At 40.5% G+C, this 22,271-nt stretch carries 14 protein-coding genes; 7 read left to right on the top strand and 7 right to left on the bottom strand.

The window, feature by feature from the left end; genetic code table 11:
• Window positions 1-17: 17 nt before the first annotated feature.
• The 4 genes from PZB74_RS06030 to PZB74_RS06015 all read right to left on the bottom strand — a co-directional run bounded on the left by PZB74_RS06030 (window position 18) and on the right by PZB74_RS06015 (window position 10,647).
• The gene (locus PZB74_RS06030) at window positions 18-7,346 is read right to left on the bottom strand and encodes a T9SS type A sorting domain-containing protein (RefSeq protein WP_302241466.1); all 7,329 of its coding nucleotides are present in this window, start codon (window positions 7,344-7,346) and stop codon (window positions 18-20) included.
• Between the two features lie 167 nt (window positions 7,347-7,513).
• Window positions 7,514-8,086 (bottom strand): gluconate 2-dehydrogenase subunit 3 family protein, encoded by a 573-nt coding sequence (locus PZB74_RS06025; protein WP_302241465.1) that lies wholly within the window; start codon window positions 8,084-8,086, stop codon window positions 7,514-7,516.
• Between the two features lie 26 nt (window positions 8,087-8,112).
• A complete protein-coding gene (locus PZB74_RS06020; RefSeq protein WP_302241463.1) occupies window positions 8,113-9,822 on the bottom strand; it encodes a GMC oxidoreductase in 1,710 nt (569 codons plus the stop codon).
• Window positions 9,823-9,951: 129 nt separating this feature from the next.
• Entirely contained in the window at window positions 9,952-10,647 is a 696-nt protein-coding gene (locus PZB74_RS06015) for a YjjG family noncanonical pyrimidine nucleotidase (protein ID WP_302241462.1), read from the bottom strand.
• A gap of 281 nt (window positions 10,648-10,928) precedes the next feature.
• Here PZB74_RS06015 and lpdA point away from each other — a divergent pair, with 281 nt between their 5' ends.
• From lpdA to PZB74_RS05980, 7 genes are all read left to right on the top strand, one after another.
• Window positions 10,929-12,332 carry a dihydrolipoyl dehydrogenase gene (gene lpdA / locus PZB74_RS06010; protein WP_302241461.1) on the top strand — a complete coding sequence of 468 codons (1,404 nt, stop codon included), beginning with the start codon at window positions 10,929-10,931 and terminating at the stop codon, window positions 12,330-12,332.
• Window positions 12,333-12,594: 262 nt separating this feature from the next.
• Complete coding sequence (locus PZB74_RS06005; RefSeq protein WP_302241460.1) at window positions 12,595-13,734, top strand: cystathionine gamma-synthase; 1,140 nt, start codon at window positions 12,595-12,597, stop codon at window positions 13,732-13,734.
• Between the two features lie 309 nt (window positions 13,735-14,043).
• Window positions 14,044-14,331: a YciI family protein gene (locus PZB74_RS06000; protein WP_302241459.1), complete on the top strand. Its 288-nt coding sequence runs from the start codon at window positions 14,044-14,046 to the stop codon at window positions 14,329-14,331.
• A gap of 192 nt (window positions 14,332-14,523) precedes the next feature.
• Window positions 14,524-16,122, top strand: coding sequence for a peptide chain release factor 3 (locus PZB74_RS05995; RefSeq protein ID WP_302241458.1), 1,599 nt, complete (start codon window positions 14,524-14,526; stop codon window positions 16,120-16,122).
• A 170-nt stretch (window positions 16,123-16,292) separates the two neighbouring features.
• Window positions 16,293-16,817, top strand: coding sequence for a DUF4168 domain-containing protein (locus PZB74_RS05990; RefSeq protein WP_302241457.1), 525 nt, complete (start codon window positions 16,293-16,295; stop codon window positions 16,815-16,817).
• A 141-nt stretch (window positions 16,818-16,958) separates the two neighbouring features.
• Window positions 16,959-17,645: an RluA family pseudouridine synthase gene (locus tag PZB74_RS05985; protein ID WP_302241456.1), complete on the top strand. Its 687-nt coding sequence runs from the start codon at window positions 16,959-16,961 to the stop codon at window positions 17,643-17,645.
• A 4-nt stretch (window positions 17,646-17,649) separates the two neighbouring features.
• Window positions 17,650-17,982: a DUF6787 family protein gene (locus PZB74_RS05980; protein WP_302241455.1), complete on the top strand. Its 333-nt coding sequence runs from the start codon at window positions 17,650-17,652 to the stop codon at window positions 17,980-17,982.
• A 47-nt stretch (window positions 17,983-18,029) separates the two neighbouring features.
• On the opposite strand, the gene atpC is transcribed toward PZB74_RS05980, so the two are convergent.
• The 3 genes from atpC to PZB74_RS05965 form a co-directional block, all read right to left on the bottom strand.
• Window positions 18,030-18,275: an ATP synthase F1 subunit epsilon gene (atpC, locus tag PZB74_RS05975; RefSeq protein WP_302241454.1), complete on the bottom strand. Its 246-nt coding sequence runs from the start codon at window positions 18,273-18,275 to the stop codon at window positions 18,030-18,032.
• Between the two features lie 54 nt (window positions 18,276-18,329).
• Complete coding sequence (gene atpD / locus PZB74_RS05970) at window positions 18,330-19,835, bottom strand: F0F1 ATP synthase subunit beta (protein ID WP_302241453.1); 1,506 nt, start codon at window positions 19,833-19,835, stop codon at window positions 18,330-18,332.
• Between the two features lie 104 nt (window positions 19,836-19,939).
• Window positions 19,940-22,072, bottom strand: a complete 2,133-nt coding sequence (locus PZB74_RS05965; RefSeq protein ID WP_302241452.1) for a DUF1565 domain-containing protein — start codon at window positions 22,070-22,072, stop codon at window positions 19,940-19,942.
• Between the last annotated feature and the right edge of the window lie 199 nt (window positions 22,073-22,271).

Raw genomic sequence — 22,271 nt, 5'->3', positions numbered from 1 at the left:
AAGTGTAAACTATTAGTTTACTTCTTCAGAAATTTGAGTGAGTAACTTTCACCCTTATGCCTAAGCTGAAGCTGGTAGTAGCCACTGCTCAAATGTGCTAAGTCGCAGCTTACTTCCTTTTCGCTAGCCAGGCTTGTATACACCTGCTTGCCATTTGTATCGAAAATAACAAGCCTACAGCCTACCAAGGTTTGAGGTAATTGTATGTGCAACAGTTTTTCTACCGGATTGGGAAAAAGTCTTAGCTGCTGTTTCACCTCATCATCCAGGGCAGTAACCATGTCAGGCGTTTTCTCTTCTGCGGTAAGTTCAATTTTGCTTCCTGCTATCAGGCTCAACTCCAGAGCCTGCTGGCCTACCTCAAAGCTGGCAGAGGCTCCCATTGCCAGGCCTTTATGGTCTGCCTTAACACTATACGATCCCGGAGGAATATTTTTAAACTCAAATCTACCATCTCCATCCGTAGTTGTAATGGCCACAACTTCCTGAGAGCTGTCATCAATCAGGTAAATACTTAAACCAACAACCGGTATACCTGAGGCTTTGTTAGCTAACATGAGCCTGCCATTTTCTACCTGATCAGACTGGACAAACACACCGGTAATACGAATGCCTATTTCTTCCAGAATGTCGGGTATACTAATTGGGCTAATACTGACGGCTTTATTCTCATTAAGGTTTAGCTTATCAGCTTCGGCTAAAAGCAGGTGCTGACCCAGGTAAGTAGGAAGGTATATTGGGTTGGATGACTTGACTTTGATGGTGTACAATCCTTCAGCTAAATTATCGTATGATACCTCAGAAGTGTAAATACTCTCCTGACTGAGTAACTGGTAGATTCCATTTTGGTAGCGGTACAGGCTCAACTTAGCGGGCAAATACGCCGCTCCCTGGCTCCCTATACTTATGCTCAACTGGTGCAAGCTGTCTTCCTCTTCCACTATTTCTTCACTGATGCTAAAGCTAAGAGTAATGGCCTCAGCTGGCAGATAGTTGTTGTTACCTGCCTGACTAGCTGTAATACTAGCTACACCTGTACCCAGTAAGCTTACTGTTTTATTACGAATACTGATTGGTCCGGTGACGCTAAAACTAAGAGCCAGACCAGAACTGCTACTAGCTTCCAGGTTGAAGCTTCTGTTGCTTAGCAATTGATCAGTAATTTGTTTAACAGAAATGGTCTGTGTAGCCTTGTGTATTGTAAAGCTACGAGTAACAGCTTTTGCAGCTGCATACTCTTTATCTCCTTCCTGTTTAGCCTGTATACTCACTTTGCCTGTACCCAGAATAGTTAATTCATCACCATTGATATTGACCAGGTTTTTCCCTTCGGTTACTTCAAAATTAATAGGCAAACCTGAACTGGCAGTAGCCATAAGCTGAAAGCTTTTGCCAAAGACCTTATCAGCAATACTGTCAAAAGTGATAGTTTGAGCTTGAAGACGAGTATCTATCACCAAAATTTCTGCTTTAGCCTCACAGCCAGTAGGGTTGTTTACTGTTACACCATAAGATCCGCCTTCTTTAATCCAGATCGTATTTTGATAGCCTAGGCTGATATGCTTCTGACCTTCAATTTTATACCATTCAAAAGCCAGTGTATCAGCATTGTACCCATCAAGGGCAGTGAGCATCAATGAGTCGGCATTGAGATTGGTAGAAGGTTCTAGACTTAATTGAGGGGAGGCTTTGACCCCTATATAATCTATCAAGACAGTGTCTGAAATATAAGGGTTGCTTAACCTGAGACGTAGCTCGTAGCTTCCGCTTTCTGTCAGGCTAAAATCAAACGTCTGAGCTGTAGCCATAGAGTCTGGTATTCCTATACGGGTATTTCCATTCATACGAATAATTTCCCAATGATAAGTATCGTATTCATTTCTGCCAGTTGCTAAAAAAGGAATATTCTCTCCTACACAATTTTCTCTTTTAGAAATAATAATCTTTGGATCTTTGTTTTTGGGAGCTACGTAAATGCTTATCGGATAACTGTAGAGTGTAAGATCAGGAACGCCGGCGTTAGTTACCTCACAGGTATATCTACCTTCATTCCGGATAGCTAATGACGAGAAGGTATAATGATTAACATGGGTAGTATCAAAAGCAACATCATCCTTAAACCAGACATATTGATTATCGGAAATCTCCTCGTCTATGCCTAAGTTAATGGTATAAGATTCACCTTCATCAAAATATAAGGTAGTGTCTACGCCAATAGCCTGTTGGGGAGCGTATGCACTAAAACCAAAATAAGTATCAAAATACACTATATTGGGTAGGATATCATCAAACGTAAGCTTATTATTTTGTACAAAGTGCATTATCGAAGGATCCAAAGCGCTTGGATAATTTGGTAGTTTCGTAAGATGATTATTCTCTATTGCTAAAGAGTCATATTCTGTATTGTTATTAACAAAGATATTAAGTATCTCTATCGGGAGTTCTCCTCTAAATTGATTATGGGATAATCCAAGATTGCTCAAATGCTCCAACGCTTCTAATTCTTTAGGGATTAGTCCTTCTAGCTTATTGTAGCTAAGATTTAGTTGGCCTAAATTAGTTAATTGGGCTAATTCAATAGGCATTTCACCTTCCAATTGATTCTCAGGCATCCAGAGAAAAGATAAACTTGTAAGCTCTCCTATTTCTGAAGGTATTGATCCGGATAAATTATTATTGTATAATGATAAGAGTGACACTCGGTTATTCCATTCACTTACCGTTACCCCATACCAAGTATCAAGTGGTCCAGTGAGCCAGTTGTCATTTCTAGTCCAGTTATCTCCATTAGTAGCATGATAAAGGGCTACCAGAGCTAAAGAGTCAGTGGTTAATGAATAGGAGTTTGACGAACCAGTGCTGACCTCTATAGTTGAAGAAGGACCGGCGCCACACTCATATTCAGCATTTAATCGTATGTAATATGTAGTATTTGCATCAAGACCACTCACGTGTATACTATTTGCCCAATGATTCATGTCCATATAAGGAGATGTAAAAGAAACATCATCATCTACTTCTATATGATAATCCATAGCAAACTCCACAGTATCCCATTCTATAAAAAACTCATTAGGAGTAATGTGTGAAGCTACAACATTTGTAACTTCTAATAGCGGGCCCTCCAATTTTACAGAATCTGTAGTATAGGCGGTCATACAGTCAGAGATGCTACCTACTCTAAAGAAATAAGTTCTTCCAGCTATTAAATTACTAACCCTGAGCCACTCATTTGAATAACTAATCGTGTCATATACAACTGTATTAAACCTTTCATCTTCTGAAACTTGAATGTGGTAGCTATCCGGACTATTGAAAGGTTCTTTGTCTCTCCAGCTCACCGTAAACTCATTACAACCTATGAAGTAGGGGGCAATAAGTGTGGCAGGTGCTGATGGCTTAATTTCAATGATCTCTGAGCTACTGCGAGGGCATACCCAAGGAGTGTTATAGCTAATCATATATGTACCTGGTGTACTTTCAGATAGGTCAATTTCTCCAGTATTTGTATCTAAGAATACCAGCCCAGAAGTAGAAGAGAATACCCCTCCGGAGGTCATTATAGTTGGCAAAGGGTTGTTGTCACTCTGACAGTAGGTATTTTGTGTATAAAAGAAGGTAGCACCTTCTGTAGGTACGATAGTGACATCAAAGCTATTATCTTTTACACAAGATGAATTGTGAGTGTAAGTAATAGTATAATTGCCTGATGTACTAGCTGATAAGTCTATCTCTCCGGTATTATTATCTACAAATACTAAGCCTGGAGAAGATGAGAAAGTGCCTCCCGTGATATGCACCTCAGGGATAGGGTTGTTGTCACTCTGACAGTAGGAAGAGTGTGCATAGCTAAAAGCAGCGGATGCAATATCCTCCGTAAGATTTATTTGCTTACTCACTGTACAGCCTGTGTTTTGTCTGGTAGCCACCACTGTATAGATGTCAGTAAGATTGGTGCTCAAAGTATCAGGAGTAATCGCACTATTCGCAATTATTTCGGCGGTAGGGCCAGAAGTCACAGTGCCTCTGTACCATACAAAATCATACATATCCGGATTAGCAATTTCAGCCTGCAATTGCCCATTGTAAGGGGGAGCGCAAGCAGTTTGAGAATTAACAACTTCTACCGAAAGCCCATCAATGCTGATTTCCTCCGTTATCTCTATTTCTATACCCTCCGAATACAAGCCGCATTGCGTATCAGGGTCATAAGCCCTTAGTTCATAAAGATCAGCAGCCAGATCATCAAAGGATGGGTTATCACTATATAAGGTATCGCCCACTATCGGCCTAAGCAGCATGAAATGATAGTCATTAGTGTCTCCTGATAATAGTTGAGCAGTAATACTTCCGTTGGGAGAGTCGCAACTGGTATTATCTGTAACAACAGGGGGAGCCATTTCAGGTCTATCCAATGTCATATCAATAGTTTCACTATCCTGACAACCAGTGAGTTTGTTGGTAACCGTTACATTGTAGAGAATAGGTTTGAGATTGGTCGCAGTATCACCAATGGCTAATACTCCAGCTTGCTGCTCATCTTCCCATTCAATATCATATTCACTTTCATCAGCGACTTGACCATTGATCAATACTCTGGCAATTCCATCCGCTGTACCAGGATCACAAGAAGATACTGGCTGTAATTGCTCTACAGTAATGACCTGTGTATCAGGCCAAGCTTCACACTCATTATTTCTTGCTTCAACTTCATACTTTCCGCTAATTAACTCAAGATCAGGTACACGAGGATTAGTTATAATACAAGTATAAATCCCACTTTCGTTAACTGTTAAGCTGTCTGTAGAAGTAGTCTCATACAGCTGATTATCCTTATGCCATACATATTGATTATCGTTAATCTTATTATCTATTTCTAAGTTAATTGTATAAGACTCAGCTTCATTGAGGGACAATATGGTATCTTTTGAAACTTTAGCCTGAGGAGCATAATTAAAATCCATAAGTCCCTTACTTTTATAAGGAATGATATCATCAAAGCTTAGGTTGTTGTTGTAAATATCTAAGTTGTATAACATGTCAAGACCACTGGGAATTTTAGTGATCTTGTTATCCCTAAGATCTAAATGATATAGATTGGAAAGCGATTCAAACTCATTAGGAAGTTCTCCCCTAAGTTTATTGCCTGATAAGTCTATATCGTACAGTGCAGTTAATTGCGCCAACTCTGATGGTATACGACCTTCCAAGGCATTCCCAGCTAAATTTAGTTCAGTCAATGCACTTAAATATTTAAACTCTTTGGGTATTTCACCCGAAAGTCCTGATACGTATGCAGAAAATCGAGAGAGCTTTGTCAAATACTGAATTTCAGCAGGAATAGGGCCAGAGAAATTATTAGCGCCTATATCCAGAATTTGTAGTTCAGTTAAAGCCTTGACTTCTTTAGGAAATTCACCCTCAAAGTTGTTTACAGATAGCTTCAACTCCCTTAGTTGGGTCAGGTTCTCAATTGACGTAGGAAGTTCTCCTCCTATTTCGTTTAAAGTGAAATCTAGCTTGCTAAGCTGATTAAGATTTCCTATTTGCTGAGGCAAGCTTCCTTGTAGATTGTTATCACTTAGGTGTAATTCTGAGACACGCTCGTTGGTCACAGTTACACCAAACCAGCTACTTACAGGGACTTCAAGCCAGCCTTCATTTTTCTTCCAACTATCTCCATTAGTGCTATGGTACAGCGCAACTAAAGCCAAAGAATCTGATACACTTACGACTGAAGGCTCATATACTTTGAGATCTACTATTCGGCTAACGTAAAGTGTAAGCTCACTAGCATCAGGATTCGTGACAGTACACTGATAAGTTTGAGAATCATCTAGGGATAGATTAGTTAAGGTAAGCTTATTGACATTAGTAGTACCTTTAGAGATATTATCTTTTCTACTCCATTTGTAAGTGCTGTTGATAATTTCGTCATCAATATCTGCATCGATGGTATAGCTGCTTCCTACAGGTCTCATCACTACTGTATCACTTTTGAAAATGATTTTCTGGGGGGCATAGACAATACTATCAACACCTGTATTTGGTACAATGTGTTTGAAAGTAAGTTGATTATGCATGATATTGAGGCCTTCTGGTAAGCCGGTAGGAATAGCTGTAAAATCAGGTACTTCAGTGAGATAATTATAGCTCAGGTTGACATATTGTAAACTATCCATCTCGGTAATTTTTGCTGGAACTGTTCCTTTAAGATTATTATATTCAAGATCAATACCTGTAACTCTTCCATTAAGCGTATTAATACCAAACCAGCTACGTACATCTCCATTAAGCCAGTTGTCATTTTTCCTCCAGTTGTCTCCATCCGTAGCATGATAAAGTGCTACTAAACTCAAGGAATCCTGAAGGTTAGTGGCTAAGCCATCACAGGCATAAATTCTAATTTCTTCGCTAGTTTCGGAAGGGCAACCATTTTCGTTGACACGGTATGTAATTGTATGTTTTCCTATTCCTGCATCCTCGATAACAAGAAAAGGCTCATTATTAATTGTAGTGATTCCTTTTCCTGTAAAGGTTCCTCCTCGGGGATAAGCTGATAGCTGGATAGTATCTTTTTTTAAGCAATATGTTGAAGGTAGGTTACTTATATATGTAAAAGAATGATCTGGATAAAACGTAATTGGTACAGCAGAACTACATTTTCCATTATCTATTAGAGCAAAAAATGCTCTTTCATGCTCAATACGTTCAAAGCTTGCCGGAGAAGTAAGTTCAAAGTCATGGTACCAGTATATGTTAGCATTATTATTTACTAGACTATCATAATCGTTTAAATTGACATATCCATAATCGCATGTAGCAATAGTAGTATTTTTTGCTTGAGGTTTAGAATAAATAGTATAATTAAGTACAGCGGTTTCAACTGTATCTTTATTATAAATTTTTGCAAAAAAAGAAGATCTATTACTTGCAGTTGCGGTTTCAACTGAGGCTATATAGTTCTCGTAGCCAGGATCATAATACCAGATTATTGAATCCTCATTAGATATTCCTAATTCTGTATAATACTCATTAAGATTTATCTTGGCCTCATTTGTTCCCACTATATTCTCACAAATTTCAATAGTTAAAGCCTTGTCACAATGAGCTTGACAGTCATTATCGTAGTAATCGGTTAATCCATCTCCATCGTCATCATAACTATTGCTGCAATTAACTTCAGAACAATCGAATCCCAAAAATTCACAAGCAGCTCCGGGATCTTCACAATCTATGAGACCATTTCCATCATCATCAATTCCGTTTCCACATATTTCAAAAGCCTGTTGAGCATAAAGCATGTAAGGAAGGCACAATAGTAAAAAAAGATAAAGCTGTTTCATGCAGTAAGTGTTTTTTATGCAATATTTTAACTTTAAATAGGATTAAAAAAATAATTAATAGTTAAAAGATACATGAACTAACACCTACATTAAATTGTGAAAATCTATATGCGCACAAAAAAACCGGAAGCTCTCACCTCCGGTTTAAGTTAAGTTTAAGTACTTATTTATGAAGTAGCCCAGGTCTTTCCTCCTGCTTCTTCTATAGAAATGCAACCTTCATAATAGCCAGGCACCTGCTTGTACTGTAGTACCTCTGTAGCTCCTACTTCTGAAGTATAAAAGCCCAGCATAACCAGTTCTTTCGCCATCAAAAAGAAAGGAGCTCCTTCGCCTTCATAACCTTCTACCTCATCTGCCTGCTTCTGTATAATAGCATCCATCTGTTCGGGTTGTAAGAAAGCAAACGCATCTCCGTATTCGCTCTTACTATCCTCATCAAGTTTAGCCAGGCCATCCATAAAGTGCTGCTGCTCTTCTTCGGTATATACGTCGTTGAGCATCATATCTATAAACTCAGGTACACCTACATCTTTAGCACCAGGGGTATCAGTTTTAGGGATTATACGCTCCGCAAGTTCAGCAGTAGTTACTGCCTGATCCTCGCTAAGAAAAACTGGCTTCCAGTCTACCTCCTTTTTAGCAGTACATCCATTAAGCACTCCCGCAATGGCAGAAGAGGAGAGAACTCCTCCCATCATAAGTGCGGTTCTTTTTAGTGCGGTTCTTCTATCCATCATATGTTGTGATCGTTAAAAGGTCAGAATTAAATATTCATTTTTTTCAATTCATTTACCGCATGTTCTGCTGCGCGGGCAGTAAGGGCCATGTAGGTTAATGAAGGGTTTACACAAGAAGCAGAAGTCATACAGGCACCATCTGTTACATACACATTTGGTACTTCGTGTAGCTGATTATTCTTGTTAAGTACAGAAGTTTTAGGGTCTTTACCCATACGTGCTGTACCCATTTCATGTATTCCTAAACCTGGCCAACTACCGGCATCGTAAGTGTTGATGTTTTTAAGACCGGCAGCTTCTAGCATCTCTGCAGCAGCTACTTCCATATCTTTACGCATAGCCTTTTCATTTTCTTTAAAATCGGCATCAAAGCGTACAGTAGGCTGCCCCCACTTATCCAGATTATCGTAGTCCAGCGTCATTTTATTTTCGTGGTAAGGCAGACATTCACCAAAGGCAGTCATACCTAGTGACCATGGTCCGGGAGTCACTATTCCTTCCTTCATGCCGGCACCAAAGTTAAGTTCTCTTACCGAGCTTGTCCAATTTTCGCGGCTGGCTCCTCCCTGATAACCGTAGCCTCTGAGATAATCTTTCTGCTCAGTGTTTTTGTCCAGATTACGGAAACGAGGAATGTAGAATCCGGTAGGGCGGCGACCATAATAATATTTGTCAGAAAAGCCTTCGTATACACCGCTGGCTCCTACACGGAAGTGGTGGTCCATAAGGTTATGCCCCAGTTCTCCACTAGTGTTCCCCATCCCCTCAGGGAAGGCATCAGACTTAGAGTTTAAAAGTATAGAGGTGGAAGGAATGGCAGAAGCGCAAAGGAAAATTACTTTAGCATGAAACTCCAGCTCTTCCATAGTCTCCTGGTCAATAACACGTACGCCAGTAGCCTTTTTAGACTCTTTGTCATAGATAATGGAGCTAGCAATAGAGAAAGGTCTTACGGTAAGATTGCCCGTAGCAGCTGCTGCTGGCAGGGTAGAAGAGTTACTGCTGAAGTAGGCTCCATAAGGACACCCTCTGATACATTTATTACGGAACTGACACTTGGTACGGCCGTTATGGTCTTGTGTAAGGTTAGCAGTACGGCCGATGGTCACTATTCTGCCATCTAATTTTTCGGCTACTTTATTTTTAAAATGATCTTCCAGGCAGTTCATCGGAATCGGCGGTAGAAAATTGCCGTCTGGTAGTTGAGAAAGCCCTTCTTTCTGACCCTGTATACCGGCAAAACTCTCTACATAATCGTACCAGGGTGCTATGTCTTTGTAGCGGATAGGCCAGTCTACTCCGTAGCCATCGCGAGCGTTGGCTTCAAAATCAAGGTCGCTCCAGCGGTAGCTGTGGCGGCCCCACATAATTGAGCGACCCCCTACATGATAGCCTCGCATCCAGTCAAAACGTTTGTCCTCCTGGTAAGGGTGTTCGCTGTCTTTTACAAACCAGTGCTTGCTAGACTCCCGAATGGTATAACCGGTACGGCTTTGCTTGGGGTAATGCTCTTTAATTTCTTCAGGAGAAACTCTGTCACGGTGAGGAAACTCCCAGGGAGCTTTAGTTGCAGTGGGGTAGTCTTTAACATGCTCCACATTTCGGCCTCTCTCCAGCACCAACGTCTTTAGTCCTTTTTCGGTGAGCTCTTTGGCGGCCCACCCACCGCTAATACCAGAGCCGACGACAATAGCGTCGTAGGTATTCGCCTGTTTTGCTTTTGCGTTGATATACATTACTTAAATGTAAATTAGGTGAAGTATAATTACAATATTAGGATTTCAATATAGCAGTTCGAGACTGATTTTGAAAGAAATGTAACAGGCGAACGGGTAGGTTTAATATCAGCAAAAGCAAAAAAACTACTACAGTATTCCTTTAAGATCGCTTAAACAGTGTATTTCGTAGGTGGAGCTGGCTTTGTGGGGTGTTTTTTTAGGGTTAAAATAGACACAATCTATATTAGCATTCTGGGCTCCTGCTATGTCAGTCAGCAGGTTGTCGCCTACCATAAGGCAGTCGGAAGCTTGGGTACCTATTAGTTGCAGGGCGTGCTCAAAAATAGCAGCATTAGGTTTACGCAAATCTGCACCGTTTGAGGTAATTACATGAGTGAAGTACTCGTGGAGGCTTGCACTTTTAAGTTTAATATGCTGCACATCAGAAAAACCATTGGTAAGTATATGCAACTGATACTTATTCTTTAGGTATGTAAGCATATCGTGCGCAAAAGGAAAGACATGAGGTTTGGAAGGACAAAGTTTAAGGTATGCCTCTTTTATATTGAGCGGCATATGTACTTCGGCTACGCCCAGTTCGGTAAAAATTAGTTTAAAACGATCTGCCCTCAGGCGGGTTTGGTCGTACTCGCCACGCTCATGCCGCTCCCACAAATCGTAATTAACCTTATGAAAAGTTTGGCAAAACTCCTCTACACTAAAGCTGCCTACTTGCGTAAGCTGATACGTACCATAAAGTTCGCTCAGGGCTTCGGTGGCATTCTTCTCAAAATCCCACAGAGTGTGGTCCAGATCAAATAAAATATGTTTATATTTTGGCATATAGCGTAGATTCCCTCATCCGTTTACAGTCATTGCACACATAACCTAATCAATCAAAATATAAAATTGTTAAGCCTGAGTGCTACTAAATTAATCTGTATCTGTATTTAGAGTAAAAGTAGTATAAAATCATCGTGTTTTTAAGCTCAACTAAACCTTCGGCTTACCGTTATTTACTGGGCATTGATGATGTACTATACCTCTCAATGTACCCAAAGCATATTTTGTTAAGAGCTTAAATCAATTATTTTTGCACCAAACCTATCCAATACAGAAAAATTATGGCTGATAAAAGTTATGATCTCATCGTCATCGGGAGTGGACCGGGCGGTTATGTAGCAGCAATTAGAGCCTCACAACTAGGAATGAAAGTGGGTGTTGTTGAAAAAGCAGAACTTGGAGGTATTTGCCTTAACTGGGGCTGTATTCCAACTAAAGCTTTGCTTAAGAGTGCTCAGGTATATGATTATATCAAACATGCAAAAGACTACGGTATAGATATTAAAGACCATTCGGTAGACTTTCCAAGTATGGTGACAAGAAGCCGTAATACCGCTGCCAAAATGAGCAAGGGTATACAGTTTCTGTTTCGTAAAAACAAAATAGATACTCTGGTAGGCCATGGTAAAGTTGTAGGCAAAGGTACTGTGGAAGTTAGCGGAGAAGGCGACAAAAAAGAGACCTATAAAGCTAAACACGTTATTTTGGCTACCGGCGGACGCTCTCGTGAACTGCCCAGCTTACCTATAGACAATGAAAAAATTATTGGCTACCGTAAGGCAATGGTTATGGAAAACCAGCCTAAAAAAATGGTAGTGGTTGGCTCAGGAGCTATCGGAATTGAATTTGCCTATTTTTACCATACCATTGGTACTGAAGTAACTGTAGTAGAATACATGCCTCGTATACTACCGGTAGAGGATGAGGAAGTATCCAAACAACTGGAAAAAATCTACAAAAAGTCTGGTATCAAAATCATGACAAACTCTGAAGTTACCAGCGTAGATACTAAAGGAGAAGGCTGTAAGGTAAAAGTGAAAACCAAAAAAGGAGAAGAGACTATTGAATGTGATGTAGTACTCTCTGCTGTAGGTGTCGCTACCAACCTGGAAAACCTGGGAATTGAAGAGACAGGTATAAAGCTAAACGATAGAAAGAATCAGGTATTGGTAGATGAATACTACCGTACCAACGTAGAAGGCGTATATGCCATAGGTGATATTGTTAAAGGCCCTGCGCTGGCACACGTAGCTTCGGCAGAAGGTATTGTCTGTGTAGAGAAAATAGCCGGTATGGATGTGGAGCCTATTGACTATAACAACATCCCTGGTTGTACTTACTGCTGGCCAGAGGTAGCTTCAGTAGGTTATACTGAGCAGGCTGCTCGTGATGCAGGTTATGAGGTGCGTGTAGGTAAGTTTCCTTTCTCAGCCTCCGGAAAAGCAAGCGCCGCCGGTGCCAACGATGGATTTGTTAAAGTTATTTTTGACAAAAAGTATGGCGAATGGCTGGGTGCTCATATGATTGGTGCTAACGTAACTGAAATGATTGCCGAAGTAGTAGCAGCTCGTAAGCTGGAAACTACCGGTCATGAAATCATCAAATCAGTACACCCTCACCCGACTATGTCAGAAGCAGTAATGGAAGCCGCTGCAGCAGCTTATGAAGAGGTGATCCACCTCTAACAACTGCTGTAGCAAACAGATATATCTAAAGCAGCCTGCCCCCAGGCTGCTTTTTCTTTTTGATAGCCAGCCTAAAATCCTTAAAACTGATACGAGTTCATTTCGTACCCTAATGCATAGGCTTTGTTAAGCAGGCAAAACTGTATAACACAAGCAGCAGTTAAATAATTAACCTGGCCTAGAGAATAAGAAATAGATAATGGCTAATATTGTTGAATAAGCAATACTGCCTAATTTTGAACCTATAAAACCATTTTTTTATATGAAGTTCGGAACGAAAACCATTCATGCTGGTGTAGAGCCAGACCCAAGCACAGGGGCTATTATGACGCCCATTTATCAGACTTCTACTTTCGTACAGTCCTCTCCCGGCAAGCACAAAGGGTTTGAGTACGCACGTTCACAAAATCCTACCCGCCATGCGCTGGAGAATAATCTGGCTGCCTTAGAAAACGGAACGCATGCGCGCTGTTTTGCTTCAGGTATGGCTGCCACCGACGCGGTAATTAAACTGCTTAAACCCGGTGATGAAGTAATCAGTACTAACGACCTGTATGGCGGTACCTACCGGATATTTACTAAAATTTTTGCTAACTATGGCATTAAGTTCCACTTCGTGCCCATGAACGATTTGGAGCAGATTAAAGCCAAGATTAATAGTAATACTAAACTCATCTGGGTAGAAACGCCAACTAACCCGATGATGAATATTGTGGATATAAAGGAAGTAGTAGGCTTAGCCAAAGATCATCAGGCCAAGGTGGTAGTAGATAATACTTTTGCAACGCCTTACCTTCAAAACCCACTGGATATGGGTGCAGACATTGTAGTACACTCTATTACAAAATATTTAGGAGGGCATTCAGATACTGTAATGGGCTGTACGGTAGTAAAAGATGCCGAACTGGATGAAAAGCTTGGTTTTATACAAAATAGCTGTGGTGCTGTACCCGGACCTCAGGATTGCTTTTTAGTGCTTAGAGGTATTAAAACGTTGCACGTGCGTATGCAGCGCCATTGCGAAAATGGACGTATGGTAGCAGAATATCTTAATGCACACGATAAGGTAGATCGTGTATACTGGCCTGGCCTACCCTCTTTGCCTGGGCATGAGGTGGCTAAAAAGCAGATGCGTGACTTTGGAGGTATGATTTCATTTGTACTTAAGGGAGATAAGATGGAAGATGCTTTTAAAGCTTTAGAGAAGCTGAGAGTATTCTCGCTGGCTGAATCATTGGGTGGAGTAGAGTCTCTGGCTGGACACCCTGCAAGTATGACCCATGCAAGTATTCCTAAAGAGGAGCGTATGAAAACTGGTTTGAGCGATTCGCTGATCAGACTAAGCGTAGGAATAGAAGATGCAGAAGACCTGATTGCTGATCTGGAACAGGCAATAGGCTAACTTAAACTTATATTAAAATGCCTGCTAATTTTAGCAGGCATTTTAATTTTACAGGCTAAAAGACAGTGTTTAAAGTGTACTTTCCTCTAGTAACCCCAAAATGGTATGCATACGTAAAAATACTGTTTTTCACGCCTTTATAGCCTTGTAAGGCTTATATCAATTGTGGATGATTGCCAATCAGCTATTTTAAAATTAAATTATACAGATCGACATCCTTACCTAAAGCGAGTGTAGCTTCCTGCACAGCTTATTTTGCTTGCATTAAATAAATAGCAGATATTTGTAAGATTAGCTTGAATATATTTTATGGAATTTTTGGTAGTTGCTTACGATGCCGAAGACGAAGAAGCCCTGGCTCGTAGACTGAAAGTTAGAGAATCTCATCTGAAACATGCTGAGTTAATGAAAAAGAAAGGGCATCTGATAGAAGGAGGAGCCATTCTGAACGACGAAGGAGAAATGATCGGATCTACACTGATGTGTCGCTTTGAGTCCCGACAGGAGTTGGATCAGTGGTTTGCCAACGACCCCTATTGGTTAGGAAACGTATGGATCAAGCTTGAGGTCAAATCTATCCGACTGGTTAAGTTTTAAAACTCACTGCCCTTAGCTGAATGGAAAATTCCATTTAGTGTTTAGTTTTCAAAAATTCTTTCCTTTTCCGTAATTTTGCGGACTTAAATTTTGTTCTGGCTTGTTGTAACCAAAAATGAAGATAGCCTCAAAGCTAATATTACACAAGCCAGAGAGCAATACCTTCGCACACTTTAAAGTAAGCGCATTTACATGGCCAATCTAGTACAGGAAATAGCAAAACGCAGAACATTTGGTATTATCAGCCACCCCGATGCTGGAAAAACCACACTAACCGAGAAGCTTTTGCTTTTTGGAGGGGCAATACAAACTGCCGGAGCTGTTAAGTCTAATAAAATAAAGCAGCATGCTACCTCTGACTTTATGGAAATAGAGAAGCAGAGAGGTATATCGGTGGCTACATCGGTAATGGGTTTTGAGTATCATAATGGCCATGCTGAGCCTGTTAAAATCAATCTTTTAGATACCCCTGGTCACCAGGACTTTGCAGAAGACACCTATCGCACACTTACCGCGGTGGATAGCGTAATTATGGTGATAGACTGTGTAAAAGGTGTAGAAACCCAGACCGAAAAGCTGATGGAGGTATGCCGTATGCGTAATACGCCTGTTATTGCCTTTATCAACAAACTAGACCGTGAAGGCCAGGACCCTTATGATTTGCTAGATGAAATTGAGGCTAAACTTAATATTAAGGTTCGTCCACTAAGCTGGCCTATCGGGATGGGTAAGCGTTTTAAGGGGGTGTATAGCTTGTACAACAAGAGTTTGTTGTTATTTCAGCCTAGCAAACAAAAACTGCAAAACGAAGGTGTGAGTATTTCAGATATTAATAGCCCCGAACTTGAGAAGCATATAGGAGAAGATTTTGCCGCCGAGCTGCGTGAAGATGAAGAGTTAATAAATGGTGTATACCCAGAATTTGATATTGATGCCTACCGTAGGGGAGAGGTAGCACCGGTATTTTTTGGTAGTGCGGTTAATAATTTTGGAGTAAAAGAGCTGTTAGATACTTTTATCAAAATTGCTCCTTTTCCTAAAAGTAGGGCTACAGAGGAGCGTGAAATAGCACCTGACGAAGAGAAGTTCTCAGGCTTTGTGTTTAAGATACACGCAAATATGGATCCCCGTCACCGCAACCGTATTGCCTTCCTACGTATATGTTCAGGAAAGTTTGAGCGTAACAAAAACTATTACCATACGCGCCTGGATAAGCAATTCAAGTTTTCCAACGTAACTGCCTTTATGGCTCAGGATAAAGAGATTATCGAAGAAGCTTTTCCCGGAGATATTGTAGGCTTATATGATACTGGTAATCTTAAGATAGGAGATACGCTTACCGAAGGAGAAAAAGGCGCATTTAAAGGTATTCCCAGCTTCTCTCCCGAGATATTTAAAGAGGTAATAAACCAGGATGCCATGAAAACCAAGCAACTGGATAAAGGCCTGAAACAGCTCATGGATGAGGGAGTAGCACAGTTATTTACTTACGAAATGGGCTCTCGCCGTGTGGTAGGTACTGTGGGTATTCTACAGTTTGATGTTATACAGTATCGTCTGTTACATGAGTATGGCGCTAAATGTACTTTCCAGCCAATGAATTTGTACAAAGCCTGCTGGATTAGCAGTGAAGACCCCAAAAAACTAAGAGAATTTATCCGATCTAAAGAGCGCTATATTGCCAAAGATAAAGACGGTAAGTTTGTCTTTATGGCTGAAACCAAAGCTTGGTTACAAATGGTGCAGGATAATTTTCCAGACATTAATTTCCATTTTACTTCAGAATATTAAAATCAAATACAGCTAGTTGGTATGATAGTCAACTGAAGAATTCAGGTGTAATATGTGATTATTTCAATTAATATCGGAGAAATCCAATTTTAATGAAATTATTTAGCAACACTGAGCCTGTTCTTTAGTAGTTTATAGGTATAAATTTTTAAGAATAATAAGACTATCGTATGAAGACTATGAAGCGTAAATTTTTTGCCCTGCTTTTTGGAGTTCTTGGAGTAGCGGCAATTGGGGCTAGTAACCTGTCATATGCTCAGACACTACCAGGAGCAGGCCAGCAGCAGCAACAGGTACAGACCGATTTTTCTGAGGAAGAACTGAAAACTTTTATCCAGGCTAACAAAAGTGTGGTAGAAGTACAGCAGCAGGCTGAGCAGAAGATGATTCAGGTGATTGAAGAAGAAAACATGGATATTAACAGGTTCAACGAAATTGCTACTGCTCAGCAGGATCCTAATCAGGAAGCTGACGCTACCGCAGATGAGATGGCTACCTTTAATCAGGCCGCTCAAAAGGTGATGGAAGTGCAGCGCGAGACTCAGTCAGAAATAGCTGAGGCTATAGAATCTGAAGGGATGCAGTTTAATGAGTACCGTCAGATTATGATGGCTTACCAGAGTAGCCCAGAGGTACAGGAAAAAATAACGAAGCTGGTTCAGGAAGATCAGAATAAAGATCAAAGCCAGAACTAATTTGCATATAAGCAAGATCAGATTAAGGCTGTTTTCCTGTTGTGGAAGCAGCCTTTTTTTGTAAAATTTAGTCTATAGTTTTAAAGGCAATCGTAGTTTAGGAACTTAAGTTATAGCATTCTTCTTAGTTTTGATCTAAGCATGCCACAATTAGATATATTATACGAAGACAATCACCTGCTGGTGGTCAACAAAAGAGCAGGTATGCTGGTACAAGGTGACCAGACGGGAGATGAACCTCTTGTAGAAGCTGGTAAAGCTTATATCAAAGAGAAATACGATAAGCCGGGCGCGGTATTTTTAGGTGTGGTTCACCGGCTGGACAGGCCAGTAAGTGGTGTGTTGGTACTGGCACGTACATCTAAAGCTTTAAGTCGTATGAATAGGCTTTTTCAGACAAAGGAAGTTCAAAAAACTTATTGGGCAATAGTATCTTCAAAACCGCCACAGTCAGTAAGCACCCTGGTTCATTGGATGCGCAAAGATAATACGCGCAATATTAGCAAAACCTACAATAAAGAAGTGCAGGACAGTAAAAGAGCGGAGTTAGAGTTTAGTTTAAAAATGCACAAACAAGATCAATATTTACTTGAAGTAAAGCCTCTAACCGGACGCTCTCATCAGATTCGTGCACAGTTGGCTTCTATGGGTTGCCCTATTATGGGAGACCTTAAGTATGGTTATCCTTCGCCTAATGCGGACCAGAATATTGCTTTGCATGCTCGCCACCTAAGCTTTATACACCCGGTAAAAAAAGAGAAAGTACATTTTTCGGCACCTCTGCCGAGTACACCATATTGGGAGGCTTTTCAAAATATTAATTCGTAAGCAAATGGGCTGGATACAGAATCTACAATCTCGTTGGGAAGTTAAAAGTACCTGGCAGGTTATCGTTATTTTAATTGTGTTTGCCTGTACAGGCTTTACAGTAATGTTTTTAAAACAACCCTTGTACAAACTGGCAGGAATTACCGAACAAACTTCTGCCTGGATTAAAGTTCCATACTATATGTTAACAGTTTTACCTGTATACCAGCTTGTACTACTTGCTTATGGCTTTGTTTTTGGCCAGTTCCAATTCTTCTGGAAGTTCGAGAAGCGTATGTTTAAAGGTATGGCTAAGTTGTTTGGAGTGCGTTACGATAGTGAAAGTAAAAGCGCATAAAAAAAGCGAGCTTTCTCAAGCCCGCCTCTTCTCTAAATCAGTAAGTCTTACTTAGACGCTTTTTCGGCAAGTACCGAAATATTATTGTTCAGTACCTCTACTACACCGCCTTCTACATAAACGGAAGAAGTAGTGTCTTTAGTACGGTAGCTGATATTTCCTTTGCTTAATGAGCTAATTAAAGGAGCATGGTTATTTAATACCTGAAATGAACCATCGCTACCGGGAAATGTAGCCATTTCTACCTCACCGTCAAAAACCTGCTTATCTGGAGTAATGATCGTCAGATGCATACTTTATGATATTAATAAAGCAGGGAAATAACTCCCTGCTATAATGTTGCAAAATTACTTGGCTTCTGCCAGCATTTTTTCACCAGCCTCAATTACCTGCTCTATAGTACCTTTAAGGTTAAACGCAGGCTCAGGAAGGTGATCAAGTTGACCATCAATGATCATGTTAAATCCTTTGATAGTATCTTTAATATCTACCAACTCCCCAGGGATACCAGTAAACTGAGTAGCTACGAAGAAGGGCTGAGATAGGAAACGCTGTACACGACGAGCACGGTGTACTACCTGTTTATCTTCTTCAGAAAGTTCATCCATACCCAGAATAGCGATAATATCCTGTAGCTCATTGTAGCGCTGAAGAATCTCTTTTACACGTTGAGCAGTGTTATAGTGCTCTTCACCTACAATTTCTGCAGAGAGTATTCTAGAGGTTGAGTCAAGTGGATCTACCGCAGGGTAGATACCAAGCTCAGAAATCTTACGAGAAAGTACAGTGGTAGCATCCAGGTGAGCAAATGTAGTTGCTGGAGCGGGGTCAGTAAGGTCATCCGCAGGTACATAAACGGCCTGTACGGAAGTAATAGATCCACGCTTTGTAGAAGTAATTCTTTCCTGCATCGCTCCCATCTCAGTAGCAAGTGTAGGCTGGTAACCTACCGCTGATGGCATACGTCCAAGAAGTGCAGACACCTCAGACCCTGCCTGAGTAAAACGGAAAATGTTATCAATAAAGAAAAGAATATCACTTCCCTGATCGGAGCCGGCACCATCGCGGAAGTACTCAGCCACTGAAAGACCAGAAAGGGCCACACGGGCACGTGCTCCGGGAGGCTCGTTCATCTGACCAAAGATTAGCGTAGCCTGAGATTCTTTTAGCTCCTCAAGGTTTACTTTGCTCAAATCCCAGCCGCCAGCTTCCATAGACTCTTTGAACTCATGGCCGTATTTAATAATATCAGCTTCGATAAATTCACGTAGAAGGTCATTCCCTTCACGAGTTCTCTCTCCTACACCAGCAAATACTGAGAATCCTGAGTAAGCTTTAGCAATATTGTTTATAAGCTCCTGAATCAGTACAGTTTTACCAACACCGGCACCACCAAACAAACCAACTTTACCACCTTTAGCGTAAGGCTCTAGCAGGTCAATTACTTTGATACCCGTAAAAAGTATTTCTTCAGAAGTAGTTAGATCTTCAAATTTAGGGGGAGTATTGTGGATAGAACGCCCTGTACCAAACTCAGGCTGTTTTAGTCCGTCAATAGCTTCACCTACTACGTTAAATAGCCTTCCGCGCACTTCCTCAGAAGTAGGCATTTTAATAGGTTCTCCGGTATCTATAACTTCCATTCCTCTTACCAGACCCTCAGTACCTTCCATAGAAATGGTACGAACTCTATCTTCACCCAGGTGCTGTTGAGTTTCTAATACCAGCTTAGAACCATCCGGGCGATTAATGATAAGCGCGTCCAGGATATTAGGCAGCTTAGAGTTTTCTCCTTCAAAGCTAATGTCTACTACAGGACCAATTACCTGTACGACTTTTCCTTTATTTGCCATTATTCAATATAAGGTTAGATGAACTTTCTGATTCAAGGCGCAAAATTAGATGTTTAGCACTTGGATTCCAATCTTTACGGCCTCAAAATCAGGATGAAGAGCGTTTAATTTCCGGCTTCCACCCTAAATTTACTAGAGAGTGCCAGCTCTTTACCCACGCAGCGGATCAGGTATACAGACTGAGGAAGCTGCCCTACATTAATTTCGTAAACTTCTTTAGCATCAAGCTGTACATTCTGCTCATAGACTTTGCGTCCGCTCAGGTCAGATATCCAGAGCTGATAATCGCCAGCCTCTATAGCACGAGTAAAAAGTTTGAGGTGGCTTTGGCTAGCATGCGCATAGGCGGTAATCATGGGCAGGTCATCCCCATTAATATTAACCACAGTAATATCAGAGTACTCAAATGAACCGTCAAAATCTACAGTACGTAGGCGATAAAACACTGAGCCAGACAGGCGATTGGCAGCCTGCTCGTCTATGTAGTTATATTGTAAAGGAGTATCAGACTTGCCTGCTGCTTTAAGTTTACCAATTTGGGCAAAAGTTTTACCATCTTCGCTACGCTCTATAGCAAAGAAGTTTGAATTAATTTCTGAAGCAGTCTCCCACTGCAACTCAACGTGTGGCTCTGATAAAAAAGCAGAAAAACGCGTAAGTTCTACAGGAAGGGGATTGGTCTCATTAGAAACTGTCCATTGCGAAAAAGATGTAACATTCGCTACACTGATAGATCTGATATTGTTATCAACAGTTGCCAAATCTTGGGTTACTGCTTCCCACGAACTACTTTCGTCCTCTCTTTTCCAGACTACAGCGTTAGCAACCTCGAAGTCTAAGCTATTATCATAAAGAGTATTCCATGTAAATGTTAAGTCTCTAGGCGAAAACTCACCATTGTTTACGCTGATATCCCATTTTACACTAATAGACTTGTTATCATTTAATGTAACAGGTTCTCCTGTTGTCCTTCTAATGGTTAATTGATTAAGTGGATCTGCGCCTTCTGATGGAGAGATAGCTACCCCTAAAAAATTAAATGATTCGTCTGCAGCTAAGCTAAATGGTTCTAGAACTATATTTCCGGTTATATAAGCATTTGCACTTTCACTAAAAGTAGCATCTTTATTTGTTGTGATCTGACCAAGCACTTCAATATTACCTTCTTGAAGGTCAAGGTCATTAACCTTTACAGTGTTCTCAACCTTTAGTTTGCTACCATTAGTAGTTATTTTATTTATGTATGGTATTCCAGAAGGAGCTTTCAATACAAAAGCTTTAGTGTCAACTATGAAATCATTGTAAATAGCTGAGCTTGTACCCAAAACAGCGGGGTGTAGCTGTATTTGGCTTTCTACAAAAGGGTTGGTTTCCAGAATATCATAAGCTTCTTGAAGGGCATTTGTGCTAACATTAGTTTTAACAGTACCCAGACTGATAAAAGACCCTTGGAAGCCTTCCTGATCGGTCTCCAAATCATTGCTGTTAGTAAGCCAAGGAGAGTAGTCTATTCTAGCTATACCCGTGACTTTATCAGCAATATCACTAGGTTTAATAACGCTGCTTCCTAGGTTTGCTTCCCCCCACCAGTTGGCTGAAGCATTTATGACAGAAACAGTAGAATTATTGATAAGAGACTTGTTGGCATTATTAGACAAGTTATTGTTACTGATGCTGGATTGCGCATCAAGGTTTACAAGGTTTTCAACTACTATACCATTGGTATTATTAGTAATAAAATTGTTGGAGATAGAAAGGTTGGTAACCTCTGCATTAGTTTCAAATACAATTCCAGAATTAAAATCAGAAATAGTATTCTGTGCAATGTTTATCCCATCAACAGCTTCTCCCTCTACTTTTTTAAGCAGTATGGCTATGCCACTTTTAGAGGTTGCAGGTTGTAGGTTTAGGCCTTCTATAGTAATGCTGTTCCCTGCTATACTAAAAAGTGGGTTAGCAGATGAAGCAATTACTGTAACAGTCTGACCTATACCGGAAACTGTCAGAGATTTGTCTATAAGAATAGGACCTTCATTATAAGTGCCTGTTAATACATTGATAGTGCTATTAGCATTTGCCTGTTCTACAGCATACGCTATAGTTTTCCAGGGAGCTGCCTGGCTTCCGTCGCCACTACTATCATCTCCTGTTTCATCTACATAGTAAGTATTTTGAGCAAATGCACCAAGACTTAAGCAAAGCCAGGCTGCTAAAGAAAAAAATATTGCACTTTTCATAGCCATAGTTTAGTTAGTTCCAGAACTGTGCTGACCTACAATTAACTAAAAATCAGCTGTATGTTCTTATATATGTAAGTAAAATATGCTCTAAATCCTTGTAAAATTTAAAACAGCTCTTTATTGCAAGTATAGCTAGATTTATATAATACCCGGAAAATTTAGCTACACAAAAATAAATTTTTTTATCCGAAATATG

The organism is Porifericola rhodea (assembly GCF_030506305.1).
In the GTDB taxonomy this organism is placed as follows: domain Bacteria; phylum Bacteroidota; class Bacteroidia; order Cytophagales; family Cyclobacteriaceae; genus Catalinimonas; species Catalinimonas rhodea.
The sequence above is the reverse complement of the archived record's forward strand: the minus strand, read 5'-3'. Positions and strand labels throughout refer to the sequence as shown.